This window comes from Paludicola sp. MB14-C6 (assembly GCF_030908625.1).
In the GTDB taxonomy this organism is placed as follows: Bacteria; Bacillota; Clostridia; order Oscillospirales; family Ruminococcaceae; genus Paludihabitans.
On record NZ_CP133133.1, the window covers coordinates 2,448,483 to 2,464,029 of the forward strand.

General features: G+C 31.3%; 18 protein-coding genes. All 18 read left to right on the forward strand.

Annotated features, from left to right (window positions below):
- The first annotated feature begins 355 nt into the window (after positions 1 to 355).
- The 18 genes from tnpA (at position 356) to RBG61_RS11750 (ending at position 15,528) form a co-directional block, all read left to right on the forward strand.
- Entirely contained in the window at positions 356 to 817 is a 462-nt protein-coding gene (gene tnpA, locus RBG61_RS11665; RefSeq protein WP_307943688.1) for an IS200/IS605 family transposase, read from the forward strand.
- Positions 818 to 968: 151 nt separating this feature from the next.
- Positions 969 to 1,760, forward strand: a complete 792-nt coding sequence (locus RBG61_RS11670; RefSeq protein WP_307943690.1) for a hypothetical protein — start codon at positions 969 to 971, stop codon at positions 1,758 to 1,760.
- On the forward strand, positions 1,757 to 2,104 hold the full coding sequence (locus RBG61_RS11675; RefSeq protein WP_307943693.1) for a hypothetical protein: 348 nt from the start codon (positions 1,757 to 1,759) through the stop codon (positions 2,102 to 2,104). The genes RBG61_RS11670 and RBG61_RS11675 overlap by 4 nt, the downstream gene beginning before the upstream one ends.
- A 396-nt stretch (positions 2,105 to 2,500) precedes the next feature.
- Positions 2,501 to 2,830 (forward strand): hypothetical protein, encoded by a 330-nt coding sequence (locus tag RBG61_RS11680; protein ID WP_307943695.1) that lies wholly within the window; start codon positions 2,501 to 2,503, stop codon positions 2,828 to 2,830.
- A 94-nt stretch (positions 2,831 to 2,924) separates the two neighbouring features.
- On the forward strand, positions 2,925 to 3,761 hold the full coding sequence (locus RBG61_RS11685; protein WP_307943697.1) for a hypothetical protein: 837 nt from the start codon (positions 2,925 to 2,927) through the stop codon (positions 3,759 to 3,761).
- Between the two features lies 1 nt (position 3,762).
- Positions 3,763 to 4,494, forward strand: a complete 732-nt coding sequence (locus tag RBG61_RS11690) for a hypothetical protein (protein WP_307943700.1) — start codon at positions 3,763 to 3,765, stop codon at positions 4,492 to 4,494.
- An 810-nt stretch (positions 4,495 to 5,304) separates the two neighbouring features.
- On the forward strand, positions 5,305 to 5,979 hold the full coding sequence (locus RBG61_RS11695) for an ABC transporter ATP-binding protein (protein WP_307943702.1): 675 nt from the start codon (positions 5,305 to 5,307) through the stop codon (positions 5,977 to 5,979).
- Positions 5,963 to 6,814 (forward strand): hypothetical protein, encoded by an 852-nt coding sequence (locus tag RBG61_RS11700; RefSeq protein WP_307943706.1) that lies wholly within the window; start codon positions 5,963 to 5,965, stop codon positions 6,812 to 6,814. The genes RBG61_RS11695 and RBG61_RS11700 overlap by 17 nt, the downstream gene beginning before the upstream one ends.
- A gap of 323 nt (positions 6,815 to 7,137) precedes the next feature.
- Entirely contained in the window at positions 7,138 to 8,130 is a 993-nt protein-coding gene (locus RBG61_RS11705; RefSeq protein WP_307943708.1) for a phosphotransferase, read from the forward strand.
- 39 nt (positions 8,131 to 8,169) lie between these two features.
- Positions 8,170 to 8,406 carry a hypothetical protein gene (locus tag RBG61_RS11710; RefSeq protein ID WP_307943711.1) on the forward strand — a complete coding sequence of 79 codons (237 nt, stop codon included), beginning with the start codon at positions 8,170 to 8,172 and terminating at the stop codon, positions 8,404 to 8,406.
- 93 nt (positions 8,407 to 8,499) lie between these two features.
- Positions 8,500 to 9,333 carry an IS3 family transposase gene (locus RBG61_RS11715; RefSeq protein ID WP_307943712.1) on the forward strand — a complete coding sequence of 278 codons (834 nt, stop codon included), beginning with the start codon at positions 8,500 to 8,502 and terminating at the stop codon, positions 9,331 to 9,333.
- Between the two features lie 173 nt (positions 9,334 to 9,506).
- On the forward strand, positions 9,507 to 9,914 hold the full coding sequence (locus RBG61_RS11720; RefSeq protein ID WP_307943715.1) for a hypothetical protein: 408 nt from the start codon (positions 9,507 to 9,509) through the stop codon (positions 9,912 to 9,914).
- Positions 9,915 to 9,968: 54 nt separating this feature from the next.
- The gene (locus RBG61_RS11725) at positions 9,969 to 10,985 is read left to right on the forward strand and encodes a GNAT family N-acetyltransferase (RefSeq protein ID WP_307943718.1); all 1,017 of its coding nucleotides are present in this window, start codon (positions 9,969 to 9,971) and stop codon (positions 10,983 to 10,985) included.
- A 198-nt stretch (positions 10,986 to 11,183) separates the two neighbouring features.
- Positions 11,184 to 11,426 (forward strand): hypothetical protein, encoded by a 243-nt coding sequence (locus RBG61_RS11730; RefSeq protein ID WP_307943721.1) that lies wholly within the window; start codon positions 11,184 to 11,186, stop codon positions 11,424 to 11,426.
- Positions 11,427 to 12,204: 778 nt separating this feature from the next.
- Positions 12,205 to 13,032: an ISL3 family transposase gene (locus tag RBG61_RS11735; protein WP_307943724.1), complete on the forward strand. Its 828-nt coding sequence runs from the start codon at positions 12,205 to 12,207 to the stop codon at positions 13,030 to 13,032.
- Positions 13,033 to 13,098: 66 nt separating this feature from the next.
- Complete coding sequence (locus RBG61_RS11740; RefSeq protein ID WP_307943727.1) at positions 13,099 to 13,665, forward strand: recombinase family protein; 567 nt, start codon at positions 13,099 to 13,101, stop codon at positions 13,663 to 13,665.
- A gap of 133 nt (positions 13,666 to 13,798) precedes the next feature.
- The gene (locus RBG61_RS11745; protein ID WP_307943728.1) at positions 13,799 to 14,602 is read left to right on the forward strand and encodes a Ku protein; all 804 of its coding nucleotides are present in this window, start codon (positions 13,799 to 13,801) and stop codon (positions 14,600 to 14,602) included.
- Positions 14,602 to 15,528 carry an RNA ligase family protein gene (locus RBG61_RS11750; RefSeq protein ID WP_307943731.1) on the forward strand — a complete coding sequence of 309 codons (927 nt, stop codon included), beginning with the start codon at positions 14,602 to 14,604 and terminating at the stop codon, positions 15,526 to 15,528. Before RBG61_RS11745 ends, RBG61_RS11750 begins: the two co-directional genes overlap by 1 nt.
- Positions 15,529 to 15,547 lie beyond the last annotated feature (19 nt).

Below are 15,547 nucleotides of genomic sequence, written 5' to 3' on the forward strand. Positions count from 1 at the left end.
TCAGATGAAATCAGAAAGAATCGTCATAAAAACCAAATCAGGTAAAAAATTAATTGTGGAAAGTTCAGAGATATCATACAAGAGGTTTCTAAAAAAAATTAAATCGGAAGTCAAAAGCGAATTTTTATTTGGATTTGAATAACTTTAATTGTCAGAATGGAACAATAAATTAGAATTAGCAATTAAGATAACAGCGCTACCCTTATGGGCGGCGCTGTTTTAGTTGTGTAACAGAATACCACGGCTATGCCTGTGGTTCAAAAAAGGCGGAAGCCGATGAGCAGAAATAAGAAACCTCCTTGGGTAAAATAGATGTAGGTTTGCCAACCACATCAAAACCGAAGGAGGAATATCCATGAAGGATAATCAAAGTTTAGCACACACAAAATGGAATTGCAAATATCATGTTGTCTTTGCGCCGAAATATAGAAGGAAAGAAGTATATGGAAAAATAAAAGCAGATATAGGACAAATATTAAGAAAGTTGTGCGAACAGAAGGAAGTAGAAATAGTAGAGGCGGAAGCCTGCCCAGACCATATACATATGTTAGTATGTATACCGCCGAATTTGAGTGTAGCACAGTTCATGGGGTATTTGAAAGGCAAGAGTAGGTTGATAATATTTGATAGGCACGCAAATTTGAAGTATAAATATGGTAACAGACATTTTGGGGCAGAGGGGTACTATGTAAGTACAGTGGGACTTAATGAAGCCACAATAAAAAAATACATAGCAGACCAAGAAAAACATGATATAGCTTTAGATAAGCTGAGTGTAAAAGAGTACGAAGACCCTTTTAAGGGACAAGGCAAGTAATACGAACGCCCTTTAAGGGGCGGCAAAAGTGACAAGTGCAATAGGCTTGAACAAAGTGAAAGCCAGCGTCTTTAGGCGCTGGCAGGTAATAGGGGCTTATAGCCCCAGAGCAAACCACCCGTTGGACGGGTGGTTATGATTTATACCTTAATTGAAAAGATTCATAAATGCTGATATAATAAAAGGTAATATCAAGCAATCAGTAACGTTAAATCAATATGCATATGTAAATGGTAACCCGATTTCATTTGTTGACCCATTTGGCTTGTCTGCTGAAAGAGGAAAACAAAGTAATAGGAAGTCATGGTGGTCTCAAGCAAGTGAGTATATACATGGTGGACTTGATGTGGTTGGATTTATTCCTGGTGTAGACATTATTACTGACCCATTAAACGGAATTATATATGCATTTGAAGGCGATTGGGGAAATGCAGGACTAAGTGTTGTTTTTGCGATACCTTGCGTAGGAGATATTGCACAAGTTGGTAGAGTTGGAGTAAATACCGTTAAAGTTGTATCAAAGGTAGGAAAAGCTGCTGATAAAGTAGATGATATCAAAGATGCAGCAAAGGCTTTAGATCATGCAAGTGATGCTCTTAAGGGGGCGACAGATGGAAAGTATCTGGTTGGTGCTTATCAAGATATTAAAGGCGTTCCAGGACTAGATGCGCATCATGTTGGTCAAAAATCCCTAATGAAAGACCTAGTCGAAAATTATAATCCTAAAACTGCTCCAGCAATTAATGTTCCAAAAGTTGGACATACAATTAGTGGACCTAATGGTATTGTTTCAAGAAGTACGAATGGAATTGACTCAGCTCGTCAACTTCTAGCACGCGATATTATGGAGCTTAGACGTGTTTACGATGACATACCAAACTCAGCATTAAAGGAACTAATTGAATTAAACAAAAAAATGTATCCAGAAATGAGGGTGAAATGATGCAGAAGGAGTTAATAACAGCAATTTATAATTCGATTCTTGTTGAAAACGTTGAAATCTACAAAAGCTTATTTGAGACAACAAAAATTGGACCTAAAACTACAGAATACTGGAAGTCATCATTAGGGTTATACGAAAAGTTGTCAGATGATGATAAACAGATTTTGTTGAGAATCATTGAACAAACCGTTATTGATACTATTTCAAATATGCTTGGTGCAATTGATGGTAGTTCTACACTAGCCGATTTCGAACCAGAAATTGGATTAACTGCTGAAAACCAAAACATTCAAGGAGATCTGCAAGATATATTCCTTGAGATGGTGGAAAAATCGAGAAAGTAGAATATGTTAAAAGTACACCTGATAGACACTCTATAACTCGCCACAATAGCGGTCTAGAGGCATTGTCAACCACCTATCTGACAAACAAAGGGTCATTTCGACCACGTACTAAAAGCACAAACGTCGGCTATTGCCTGCGATTGTGAGCGCTAGGGGGAGCAAGGCGACTCAAACATTATAGCAACCAAAATGAACCAGCTGAAATCAAGTAGGCTGGTTCATTTTTATGTCTGTTTAGTTATGGTTAATTCCATTAACATTATTGACATATATTATATTTAAATGTATAATATATTGGTAAAATATATATAAATTTTATGGGGTATAATTATGTAATTAAAAAGAAATTTAATTTGCACATTTGTTATTGTAGCTTTGGCTGTAGGTTCTCTTTCAGTGCCTGTATTTGCTTCAAATAGTAATTTGAATGTTGACTTATGGGGTAATGGAAACACCACTTTTGTACAAAGTGGTCATAATACAGATAGAACTTCTGTTGCTAAAATAAATTTATACACAGGAAGAAGTAGTCGATTTTATGTTGCTTCAAGAGATAATTCAGGTGACTGGACTGGTTGGACAAACTATATTATGCCAGGTCAAACGGGCCGTATGAGATATAGTCACGGAATACCTCCAACAAATCAAGAGCTTAAATTAAATGGTCAAGTTCAGAATGTTACATCAACAAATCCTAATTTTACAGGATGGGTTGATTTTGGATAAAATCGTACATACGGTAAAATAAAAAAATAATATAATATAAAATGCATGAATATTTTACTATATTATTAGCAATGCGAATATAAAAGGAGACACTATGAAATGCAAAAGCATACTTAAATTAGAATTTAAGCGTATTTTAACACAAAAGAATATCTATGCTCTTATTGTTATATTAACTCTATGGGGGGCAATAAATGAATTTTTCATTTTAAGTTCCTTTTATCCCCAAAATACGGAATCCTTTGAGAATCCCGCATTTTTGGCAATGGGTTTTTTAAATAGTGGAAACTCGAATTGGCGTGTTATTATTACATTCATAATACCGCTATTATTATCATTTTTTATAGGTTCTTTCTTTTTAGATGATAGAGAAAAAGGACGTTATCAAGTTTTATTAACGAAATCTGGAAAAAGAATATATTGGAGCCAAGGTATTGCCATTTTAATTAGTACTTTCTTTTGTGTTATCATTCCTTGTATATTAGAACATATTATACTATATATTTCTTTTCCTTCTAAAACATATATTTGTTTAAATTATGGTGAATCCATTCAAAATCTTCCTCTTATTAGTAGCTTAACCTGTTTTTCATATTTATATAAAAATCATCCATATTTATTGAATATTATTTGTATCGGTATGTATGGAATATACTGTGCTACATTAGCACTTTTATTTTATTCAATATCTCTATTAATGCCGTCAAAGATTAACAAAAACATAGTCCTACTTTTTATAGCAGCAGCATTTATTTTTATTAACGTAGTTTTTAGTTTTATATTATACGACTATTTTCCGGTAGCAACATTTATCTTTTCCATTGGAAATGCAGTAGATTTCCATTGGTATCTCTTTTTCATATTATTTGAATTAGTTATTTCTTTAGTTATTATAACATGTAAAACAAGAAGAAAAGGTGATATATTATAGAATGAAAAATAAATTAATGTATATACGTTATAAAGAAGTGTTAATGTATGTAATGGTTACATTAACTTATTTTTGTATGACAATTTGTATATGCTATATTAGAAACGGATTTATTTTAATAGACTTAACCTTGGATCAATTGCGAAAACAGTTTTTTTCTCCAATTATTTTTTATCCATTTGTATCAATTATATTATTGATATTAAACTGTAAAAATGATTATTATAATATGAACTTATGTGCTTTATACCGGTTTACCAGTAAATACATAGTTTTAAAACACAAGATAATAGCAATATTTGCGAATGTTTTTATTGTGATTTTTATGTTTTTTATTGAATTTGTGGTATATACAACTATATTTATAAAGCCACAAAATAGAGAAACATCCTTTCACATCATTACTCTTTTGTTATTATCTTATTCGCTTTATCTGCTAATAGCTAATTTAATAGCAATTACTATTTCGCATATTTGTCAATCTATTTATATAGGTGTTGTTTTTGCAGTTGTTTGGTTATGTCTAGATCTTTTAGTGGCACTTGGAATGCTATCAGCGTGTGGTGTGAATTTCACTTCTTTGTCATCAATGTGCATCTACAATACATATAGTTTAAATTTAATAACAATGGAAGATTTTTTATCAACAAATAGTATTCTATTTGCTATTATTATTTTATTGTTTTTATTAAATTATATACTGTATAAAAGAATGAGAGATGAAATATTATAAAAAAATTAAGCTTATACTCTACATTATGTTTATTATTGTGTGCTTTTCTGTACATGCTTCCTTTAATTCTAACAAGTCATCGTAGCAATTTACTTGAATCGATATGGACGACATTTACTCCGCGTATTTTTATTTCCAGACGAGTAGAAATTGATTTTGTAGAGCAATTATTACATGCATTACCATTCATAGGTGTTAGTTTGTGTACTGTATTCTATATTTCAAATGATTATGATAAAGCACAACACTATATTTTTACTCGTATGAAATCTAAATTAAGTTGGTATCTAAAAAAATGTTGTTTTATTGTCATTCATTCAGCTTTATTTATGACAACATTTATTATTTTGTGTATAAGTATCTGCTGCGTTTTTTCAGATAAATCACCAGTGAATTGTCAATCTTATTGGTTAATAATATCATATATTTCAATTGGTTATATTTTTTTAGGCATTTGTATGTCATTATGTGGAGCTGTATTAGCCATTATTTTAAAAGAAATATTCTCATTACTTTTTGTGTGGTCTTTTTTTATTATAATTCCTTCAATGGCATATTACATGCTACTAAATCAAAAGTTATACTACATAATTAAATATATCCCCTTGTCCACAACATATTGCACTTTTAATAATATACTAATAAACTTTCAAGACACAATGCGATTATCCATAAATATTTTTGAAATTCCAAATTATACTTTAATTTTTAGATTAAGCTTTTTATTAACATTATTTTTAACGATAATAGTTATGGGATATATTATTTTACAACGGCAAAAGTTTTTTAAATTACGAAGGAGAAAAAAGAATGATTACAGTTGAAATAAATGATGCATACAAAGAAATAAAGGGCAATGTAATTTTAAACCATGTAAATATGCAACTAAAATCAGGTCATATATATGGCTTTTGGGGTAAAAATGCTTCGGGTAAGACAATGCTATTTCGTGCTATAACCGGTTTGATTTATTTAAATCATGGAGAAATAAAAGTCTTTGGACAAACAATTGGTAAAGATACAGACTATCCCAATGATCTAGGATTAATTATTGAAAATATAGGGCTGTGGAATGATTATACTGGATTCGAAAATTTAAAATTACTTGCATCTATTAATAATAAAATTAACGATGAAGAAATTAAAAATACATTATCTCGTGTGGGACTAGATCCAGATGACAAACGCAAATATAAAAAGTATTCTTTAGGTATGAAACAAAAACTAGCTATCGCACAAGCAATTATGGAGAAGCCTAAATTGCTTGTTTTAGATGAACCAACAAATGCATTAGATGAGGAAAGTTGCAAGAATGTGAGAAACATTTTAGTCGAACAAAAAGAACGTGGAGCAACTGTACTTATTGCGAGCCATAACCGAGATGATATTGATGCTTTGGCTGATGAAATATACCAAGTTAGTTCTGGTAAAGTATCTATTATGAATAATGAAAAGGCGGGTAGTAAAAATGAAAACGAAAGTTAAAAAATACATTGTTTTTACTTTTCTAGCTATTTTATCAATTTCACTAATTGAATTTATATATATTAAAAAAACTAGCGACAACAAGATAAATGATCGTTACGATCTTAACAATGAGCAGCTCTTACTTTATGATAATAATAGACAAATGTTGTCGATGGATGAAAATATTATAGACCGTTACAATCAGCCGTCTGATGAAGCATACGACAAGTTGCTTAAAAAACGGGTTTCTTTAATGAAAAAATTTGCAGGTGACAGTGAGAGTTTAACACAAGAAGAACGAAAACTACTTCCGCCAGCTTTTTTGGATATTAGTAATGAAACAACCACATTACCGATAGAGAATAAAAGCTATGAATTGATTAAAAGTAATTCTGAAAATATTCTTAAAATTAAAATAACTGGTAAGATAATTGTGCCAAACTACGGCAATTACTGTATGTATGAGGCTGAATTATTAGATCAATATAAAGGAAAGACAGAAAGTAATATAATTTATTTAATTCTTCCTATTGAAATACATATAAAAGATAAAATAATTTATTCTAACAATTTAACAGCTCCATTAAAATTGAATAAAGAGTATATTGTTTTTAGCAAGAAATATCGTCACCATGGCAATCAAACTGATGAATTAAAATATTCTTATGTAGTTACTGGGGGCTTTAATGTATATTTATTAGATAATCAAATGCAAAATAAATATTATAAGGTATATGAAAATTTACCTTACTCCGAACTTCAGGAGGCTCAGATAACGTGCTTTTCTGAAGAGGATATGAATCTTTATAACCAAAATAAAAAAAAGATATTAGAAATATATAATAATTTCTAAAAATTTCAATCATATAAGCTGTCATTTACATTTAATAAACGTAAAAATATGATTGAGTGAATACCCTTTAGCCAATCGGCTAAAGGGTATTGTTATGATGCTGTATGGATGATATTAAATAAACTTTACATGAAATAAATTGAATAATATTGGATAATTTGTTGTTTGATTATGGAATTAGTTGTATAATGAGAAGGGTAATTAGATATACCCATTTACGCATTATAGCAATAACTTGAAGCATGTAAAGCATCATAGTAAGCTAATAATTGGGACAATAATGGGATGTTGAAATAAAGAGGATTTTGTGAGGTGTATAAAAATTGGAAAATGAAACTATAAAAGAATTTATGGCACAAAAAGCAGGACAAATTTTTGGAAATGCATTTATTTTAAATCGAATGAAACGAGTTTTAGGCGGTGCACAGAAGCATACTTATCTGGCTGAAACTGAAAACAATTTTAAGTTTATAATTTATATATGGGATAAAAGTACATCGTATTTTTCCTATGACTGCAAAAAAGATGTTTTTTCTTCGAGCAGCGCACAACTGTTTGAAGAAAACAATAAGTTTATGATGCAACACAATGTAAATGTTCCAAAACTATATTATATGGATAGAAGTAAAGAGAATCAAGAATATGAATATGCCTTTGTCGAATATATAGATGGTATTGATATGGATGAAATAATTTCAAAGTATCCTGAACGCTTGCATTTTGTTTTGCCTTCTCTAAAAAACAGCATTGACAATTTACACAATATAAAAAGTGCGGTTGTTGGACAACTTAATAATTTTCAAACATCGGAATTTAATATAATAGATTTTTCATTTAACAGTGCACAGAAGGATATTGATTATCTTATTCAAGTTGACGATAAGAATAAAGAGTTATATTCAGAATTATCTGATATTCTGTGTCAATCAACTCAAAGTATGACTACAAGAGATGAGTATACATTTATACACGGAGAGTTAGGACCCAATCATGTCATTGTAGATGAAAGTAATAATGCTTTTCTCATAGATATTGAAGGTGCTAAATATTGTGATTTAGAAGAAGAAACAAGTTTTTTGAAAATTCGATTTGGGAATAATTATAAGAATTTAATAAATAAACAACTTGATCAGAAAAGGATGGAATTCTATCATTTATGTCATTGTTTAGGCAATCTGTCGGGAGCCATCAAATTAAAGATTGATAATTATTATGATATAGATGATGTAAAAGGGATGATTAACTATTTTATTTCCCTTTTGAGAAAAGTGGTAGATGAAAACAGTAAAAATGAATATTATGTACATAGCTTATGATAGGAAAATTATATGTAATTAACTTTGAATTTAAAAAATATGGGTTATTCTTTAATAGACACAAGTGAAGCTGACTTAGATGACTTTATAGGTGTCGATATAAAATCACATAGTAAATATATTGTTGAGCATAGCAACTTTTTTGGCGAATGGAATAAAGATATTCTGGTTAACGCTTTTTATTGTAAAAGAAAACTAACATTTTTCAAAAAGTTGCTTTTAAATGACGAAGTAGTGGGCTTTTTGGGTTATAAGCATAATCTTTATTTGAATTAACTCCCCATTATCTTTTCTTAAAAAAGCAGCGGCATTCTTTGCGAAGGAAATATAATAAGTACATATGATTTTATCAATAATAACAAGGGCATAATGGGCGTGAGATGGCTGTTAAGACGGCTTAGTTTCAATACAAATTCATATTATTTTTACATTAATAACAAACAAAATAAGGCTAAAAAGTTTCTTAAAAAGAAGGTAATATTAGATAAAATTTCTTCAATATACCATAGTAACAACGGTACTCCTGGGTACCGCCAGATGACTGATGAGCTGCATAAAGAGAATGTATTTTTAAGTCCTAATACAGTTTATTTTTATATGAAAGAACTAAACTTAAAGTCCATTACAAGGCGGAAGTATCACTATGAACGCGGTGAAGCACACAAAGTTTTTGCTAATCTTTTAGGACAGAATTTTACTGCATCTAAGCCTAACGAAAAATGGTGTACTGATTTTACATACCTCCATCTTGAGAACGGAGAGAAACATTATAATTGCAGTATTTTAGACCTGTATGATAGAAGTATTGTGGTATCAATTTGCTCTGACAAAATTGATGCTAAGCTTGCTATACTCACTTTGAAGAAAGCCCTGTCACAAGAAAATTATCCTAAAGGTGTAATTTTCCATTCTGACCAAGGTAGCCAGTATACTTCAAAAGCTTTTACTGAATTTTGTGCTAATAATAGCATCGTTCAGAGCATGAGCAAAGCTGGTTATCCTTATGATAACGCACCTATGGAGCGTTTTTACAACACTCTTAAAGTTGAGTTCTATTATCTGTATAAATTTAGAACAAGTAAAATTTTATATTTGTGTATTGATGACTTTATTTATACTAGATATAACCATTCAAGACCTCATTCATTTAACAATGGATTGTCTCCTAAACAAAAGCGTTTTAACTTTATTAAATCTGCATGATTTTTCGAAGCTCTGTTACAATTTTACTTGACTAGTACAATATATCCAAGGAAACGTATATAGGATTTGAAGACATACTGCGAGCGTATAGTGGATATGTAGAAAATCTCAAGGACAACGATGAAGGAATTGGATTCACCCATCTTGAATTAAGCAGACGAAGCAAGAAAGGTATGAAGACAGAAGAATACAAAAAGAGATATATTAAGAATTACCTGGATCAAGAGAGCGAGATACAAAGGGGAATTAATCAGCTGGAAATCTGGAATAAATATATGTCTACCATCTTAGCGGATAAACTTAAGCTGGAAGAGTATAGTAGAGTTATTGAAGACTTAACCTATATTATCAATGCAAAAAAACTTGAGAGATATGCTGTAAGACAGTTATTCGAAGAGGAAGAGATTCAATCCACCATGGAGAATATTGTTCGAAATTGGGATCAGGTAAGATCTACAATATCCAAGTTTTTTATAACAAAGATTTATAGAGAGAGCAGTATGGAAAATACGGTACAGGTAATAAAAAACATTATTGCAAGTGAGAGGGAAATGTTGAAAAGGATGTCCGCCATCGGATGATAAAGCATTAGTCTCTAAGAGATGCAATATAGTTAAAATAAAGAATGAAAAGATATGATTGTTAGTAATGCCATGAAAGAGAGGAAAATAAATATGAAATATCTAATAGTGAAAGCGGAGAACAAACACGTAGAAGAGGCAGTAGGATTATTCAAGAATGTTATGAAGGAAATCAGGGACATGAACTCCTTGATTCCAGACTTACAACAAGATGAACAGATTAAGAATATGATTCGTGAGCTATTTCAATGTAATGCAGCTTACATAGCCTTCGAAAATGAGAAAATGGTAGGATACCTAGCTGGGTATCCAATACAAAATGAGTTTTTTAGTTCATCAAAAGGTGTGTTTATTCCTCTTTATGGACACGGAACTGCAAAAAAAGACCGAGAGAAAATATATCAGAAATTGTATTCCTTTGCATCAGGCGAATGGGTAAAAGACGGATTAATTACACAATTAATTACAACATTTTCAGATGACAAGGTGTGTATGAAAACCTGGATGCTAATGGGCTTTGGAAACAGATGCTGTGATGCGGTTAAAGATGTAGAACCAATCGGAGCTAAATTGCCTGAAAATATTGTAATAAGAAAGGCTGAACAGGAAGATATACCGTTGTTAGCAGAACTTTGTTATCAGGATAGCCAGCATTACAGAAATGCACCTACCTTTATGACAGGTGATGAAGAAACCATGGAAGAATGTATAGCTGGATTTTCAGAATGGTATTCTGAAAATAACAGACATGTGTGGATTGCTTTTGAAGGTGAAACACCAGTGGGGTATATGAGGATCAGTGAAGAAGGAGAATCCTTTATTTCACACAGTCCAGAAATGATGAATATTACTGGTGCGTTTGTGAATCCAGATTATAGAGGAAAAGGAATTGCAGATTCACTTTTAGAGAATATATTGGCATGGATTAAGGAGAATGGATACTCTTTGTGTGGAGTAGATTTCGAATCAATTAACATTCCAGGCAGTAATTTCTGGAATAAGTATTTTACCACATATACATACAGCATGGTGAGAAGTATCGATGATAGAATTTTAGATGAGGAGAAATAATGATGAGGCAAATTTATAATACAAAGGACAATTATTCCAACTGTTTTCAAAGTATGGTGAGAGCTGTAGCAGAGTATTATAAGAGAGACTATCAAATGGTTTACTTCAATGTCTGGTATCATGCTGTGCTACAATACACTTGTAACAGACCTTCGAAAAATATATACATAGTTAACTTTTATAACGCTAGGAGAAATGATGGCTAATTTTAAAGATATTCGTACACTAGAATTCTATAAAAATAAAAATACATTTACAGGAAGTGCTAACGATTTCAATTATAGAATTTCTACTGACAGTGAAAATTTGAAAGTTGAGATTTGGAAAGGTTACTTATGTTATAATAAAAGTGAAATATTGAATCAAGAAGTATTTCCTTTAACAGAAGATGGCTTTAAGCAAATACCAGTATGGTTACAAGAACAAAGTAAAATAATTTAATTTCAAATAACACAAAACTCCCTAGTTAAAACCTAGGGAGTAAATAATTTATAAAAGGTGGCAAACAAAGCCATAATATGGTACAATCTAAATACGGGTAAGAAAATAAACCCCTACAGCACTACGATTGCGCTAACAAACGTAGTGCTTACGCCTAAAAGATGCACAAACATCTTGAAGACTTATAGGAGAAAACTTCTGTGTGTAATTTTATCACAGTGGTATAGAACTGTCAAGCTTTCAGAGCGTTTCAGCGCATCTGGAAGCTTGACTTTTTGTTTTAGAATGCTTTTGCATTTTAAATATAAACCGTATCTTGACAAATAATAAGCCAAGACGAATATTTAAGCTGGTACTTAAATATTCGTGTCAACTTACTAGTAGGGGGTAACTGCCCTTATAAAGCTTATTTATAGTGCCTATGAGTACATTGAGCATATGCGAGCGGTGATAAGCGGTTCAAGCACCTACATATAATACGCTTGCGATAAATATTGTATGTAATAACTGATTGGTAATCAGTGAAGTTGCGATGACAAGCATATGTATAATGATACTCCTGCTGCGTAGTTGCGTCAGCTACCTAAAAAAGGTAGATACCTCGTATAGTCTTGAAAAAGATATAAAAGATATGTGTGTTATAACCAATAACAACTTGGCTCTATAATAAATGTTGTGGTCAACAAATAGAGCTTTCTAAAAAAATAAAAAAAGAGAGCATATTTAACGAAAATCCGATAAAATGGGATTGTACGAAACCATAATCGGAGGTTAAAATATGCTCTCAACTAATTTTATCGAAAAACTGCTAGGATTGCAAGATGTAAAAGTAACTAATGTCGACATAAATGATGAATATATTAAAATATTTATTAAAATGGAAGTAAAAACACACCATTGTCCCAATTGCAACTCTAAAACAAAATACATTCACAGCTATCGTAGACAAGTTATTAAGGATATTCCTATGTTAGGTAAGAATTTATTCTTAGTGTATAGAAAACGTCGATATCGTTGTCCACACTGTGACAAGTGCTTTTATGAGGAGAATACGTTTTTACCTCACTATCATAGAATGACAAATAGATTAGCGGCTTTTGTAATTGATATGCTACATAACGAACGGTCTTTTACAAGTGTTGCAAATGATGTAAATCTATCAGTATCAACAGTTATACGAATATTTGATTTCGTTTATTATCCAAAACCAATACTCTCATCTGTTCTTGCAATAGATGAGTTTAAAGGCAACACAGGTGGTGAAAAATACAATGCAATCATAACAGATCCCGAAAATCATGTTGTTCTCGATATTCTACCAACAAGATATAGTCATGATTTAATTCAATATTTTAAAAATATGAACCGTTCTGACGTAACTTATTTCATAAGTGACATGTGGAGTCCCTATCGAGATTTAGCTACTAATTTCTTTAAAACAGCTATTCAAGTAATTGACAAATATCATTGGATAAGACAGGTAGTTTGGGCTTTTGAGAACGTTAGAAAAGAGGAACAAAAAAAGTTTAATCAAACCCATAGAATCTCGTTTAAACGTTCAAAATCATTGTTAATTAAAAGTTTTGACACCTTACTGGTACCCTAGTAAAATAGGAGTATAGTAAGGTGTCATTTTTTAGTGTCATAAGTTAAATGAAAGGAAGAGTTGAAAATGGTATATGGATACCTAAGAGTTAGTTCAAAATCACAACAAGACAATAACTCATTCGAACAGCAAGAGCAAGAAATTTTGGGCCGATATGATAATGCCAAAATCTATTATGAGCAATTTACAGGAACAACAACAGATAGGCCAGTACTCAATAATATTTTAGTTTCATTGTTACCTGGCGATACCTTAGTTGTAACAAAACTAGATAGGTTAGCAAGAACTACTACTGAGGGAATTGAATTAATTCAAAGGTTGTTTAAAAATGAAGTAGCTGTACATGTTTTAAATGTCGGTTTATTAGAAAATACTTCGATGGGTAAATTCTTTATAACTACGCTACTTGCTGTTGCTGAGCTTGAACGAAATCAAATAGTAGAGAGAACGCAGGCAGGAAAGATAATTGCGAGACAAGATCCTAATTATAGAGAGGGAAGGCCTAAAGTTTACAGTCGTAATCAAATAGCACATGCGCTAGAGTTACTTAATAAGCATACATATAAACAAGTTGAAGACTTAACTGGTATATCAAAAAGCACACTAATTCGTGCTAAAAGAAACAAATCCTAAGAAATTAAAAAATTGTGATGTAATAGTATAATCATAAAATCTCATATTATAGAAACAATAAAGAAATATATTTAAGTTCTATCATAAAGTATGATAAAAACAATTGTTGAAACAATAATTATGAGGTGATGATATGGCTGTAGCAAATAAAACTACTATAGCGTTTAGTTTAGTGTCAATACCAATTGCTATGTATACTGCAAACCAGGATAATGATATAAGTTTTAATCAATTGCATAAAGAGGATAATAGCAGAATAAAGTACAAGAAAACTTGTGGACATTGTGGTAAAGAAATAACGAGTCAGGATATTGTAAAAGGCTATCAATATGATGATGACAAATACGTAGTTGTGACGGAAGACGATTTAGAAAAAATTAAAACTGAAAAAGATAAGACAATACAAATATTACATTTTGCAAATTTAAATCAAATAAGTCCAGTTTATTATGATAAAACTTATCATGCCATACCAGAAGCTGGCGGCGATAAAGCTTTTGAATTATTGCGATCTGCACTTATGGCCGAACAAAAAATTGCAATCGGTAAAACTATAATAGGTAATCATGAAACATTGCTTGCTATAATTCCGAGAGAAGACGGTATGTTAATTCAAACCATGTATTATAATGATGACATCAAGGATGTACCAAAAACCTACAATAAACCCGAAATATCAGATACAGAGCTGCAAATGGCAAAGACACTCATTAAGTCAATGGATACTCCTTTCAATCCGGAAGAATATAAAGATGAATATCAGATTAAATTGCGTGAACTCCTTGAGCAAAAGATTGCAGGAAGAGAGATTGTGCAAGCAAAGCCAGAGGAACAGGGGAAAATTATCGATATTATGGAAGCATTGCGAGCTAGTATTGAGAAAAACACTAAGACAAAGCCAATTAAACGAACACGTAAAACCAAAGGTGTATCGTAATGGATTTATTCGAGTCTCGGAATATAAAGCCAATGTTGATTGCAGAGAATGTTGAACCATTTAATTCACATGAACACATATTTGAGCTAAAGCTTGATGGGAGTCGATGCATTGCATATCTAGATAAAGATGAAGTTGATTTAAGAAATAAAAGAAATGTTAAGTTGATTCCTAAATTTCCTGAGTTGTCGAACATCAACAAGCAAATAAAAAAACGCTGCATTCTAGATGGTGAGTTAATTGTAATGGTTGAAGGAAAACCTAACTTTTATGAATTACAAAGGCGTACCTTAATGTCGAATAAGTTTAAAATTGAGTTAGCTTATAAACAACACCCAGCGTGTTTTATAGCTTACGATATTTTGTATTTAGAGGATCGGCAAATAACAGATTTACCATTGATAGAGCGTAAAAAATTACTTGCTAAAACTGTAAAAGAAAATGAACAGATTGCAATTTCAAGGTATATCGAATATAACGGCATTGATTTATATAAACTAACTGAACTGCAAGAGCTTGAGGGTATAGTAGCTAAATTAAAGGATAGTAAATATTATTTTGGAAAGAGGACTCATGATTGGGTTAAAATAAAATGGCTATTAGACGATGACTTTGCGGTTTGTGGTTACATCGAAAAAGATAACAATATGACAAGTATTGTTTTGGGGCAATATAAAAATGATGAATTGGTATATAAGGGGCATGTTACTTTAGGTGTAAGAAAATCTGATTTAATTAAAAAAGGAAAGGCTATAGAGTCCTCACCTTTTTCAACCATTCCACAAGGTAATGAAGAAGCAATATGGCTTGAACCTAATTTGGTTTGTACTGTACAATGGATGCCACGACAAAATAAAGGTATGAATCAATCAGTTTTTAAAGGCTTTAGAGATGATAAAACTCCGAAGGAATGTATAGTAAAATAAAAATAAGCCCTCTACCAAA

What these genes read in the sequence shown, in the direction of transcription:
- RBG61_RS11750 (WP_307943731.1), top strand. Translation starts at nt 14,602, where the DNA reads ATGGATTTATTCGAGTCTCGGAATATAAAGCCAATGTTGATTGCAGAG.
- RBG61_RS11690 (WP_307943700.1), top strand. Translation starts at nt 3,763, where the DNA reads ATGAAAAATAAATTAATGTATATACGTTATAAAGAAGTGTTAATGTAT.
- RBG61_RS11695 (WP_307943702.1), top strand. Translation starts at nt 5,305, where the DNA reads ATGATTACAGTTGAAATAAATGATGCATACAAAGAAATAAAGGGCAAT.
- tnpA (WP_307943688.1), top strand. Translation starts at nt 356, where the DNA reads ATGAAGGATAATCAAAGTTTAGCACACACAAAATGGAATTGCAAATAT.
- RBG61_RS11710 (WP_307943711.1), top strand. Translation starts at nt 8,170, where the DNA reads ATGGGTTATTCTTTAATAGACACAAGTGAAGCTGACTTAGATGACTTT.
- RBG61_RS11700 (WP_307943706.1), top strand. Translation starts at nt 5,963, where the DNA reads ATGAAAACGAAAGTTAAAAAATACATTGTTTTTACTTTTCTAGCTATT.
- RBG61_RS11745 (WP_307943728.1), top strand. Translation starts at nt 13,799, where the DNA reads ATGGCTGTAGCAAATAAAACTACTATAGCGTTTAGTTTAGTGTCAATA.
- RBG61_RS11685 (WP_307943697.1), top strand. Translation starts at nt 2,925, where the DNA reads ATGAAATGCAAAAGCATACTTAAATTAGAATTTAAGCGTATTTTAACA.
- RBG61_RS11675 (WP_307943693.1), top strand. Translation starts at nt 1,757, where the DNA reads ATGATGCAGAAGGAGTTAATAACAGCAATTTATAATTCGATTCTTGTT.
- RBG61_RS11730 (WP_307943721.1), top strand. Translation starts at nt 11,184, where the DNA reads ATGGCTAATTTTAAAGATATTCGTACACTAGAATTCTATAAAAATAAA.
- RBG61_RS11720 (WP_307943715.1), top strand. Translation starts at nt 9,507, where the DNA reads ATGAAGACAGAAGAATACAAAAAGAGATATATTAAGAATTACCTGGAT.
- RBG61_RS11715 (WP_307943712.1), top strand. Translation starts at nt 8,500, where the DNA reads ATGGGCGTGAGATGGCTGTTAAGACGGCTTAGTTTCAATACAAATTCA.
- RBG61_RS11740 (WP_307943727.1), top strand. Translation starts at nt 13,099, where the DNA reads ATGGTATATGGATACCTAAGAGTTAGTTCAAAATCACAACAAGACAAT.
- RBG61_RS11735 (WP_307943724.1), top strand. Translation starts at nt 12,205, where the DNA reads ATGCTCTCAACTAATTTTATCGAAAAACTGCTAGGATTGCAAGATGTA.
- RBG61_RS11725 (WP_307943718.1), top strand. Translation starts at nt 9,969, where the DNA reads ATGATTGTTAGTAATGCCATGAAAGAGAGGAAAATAAATATGAAATAT.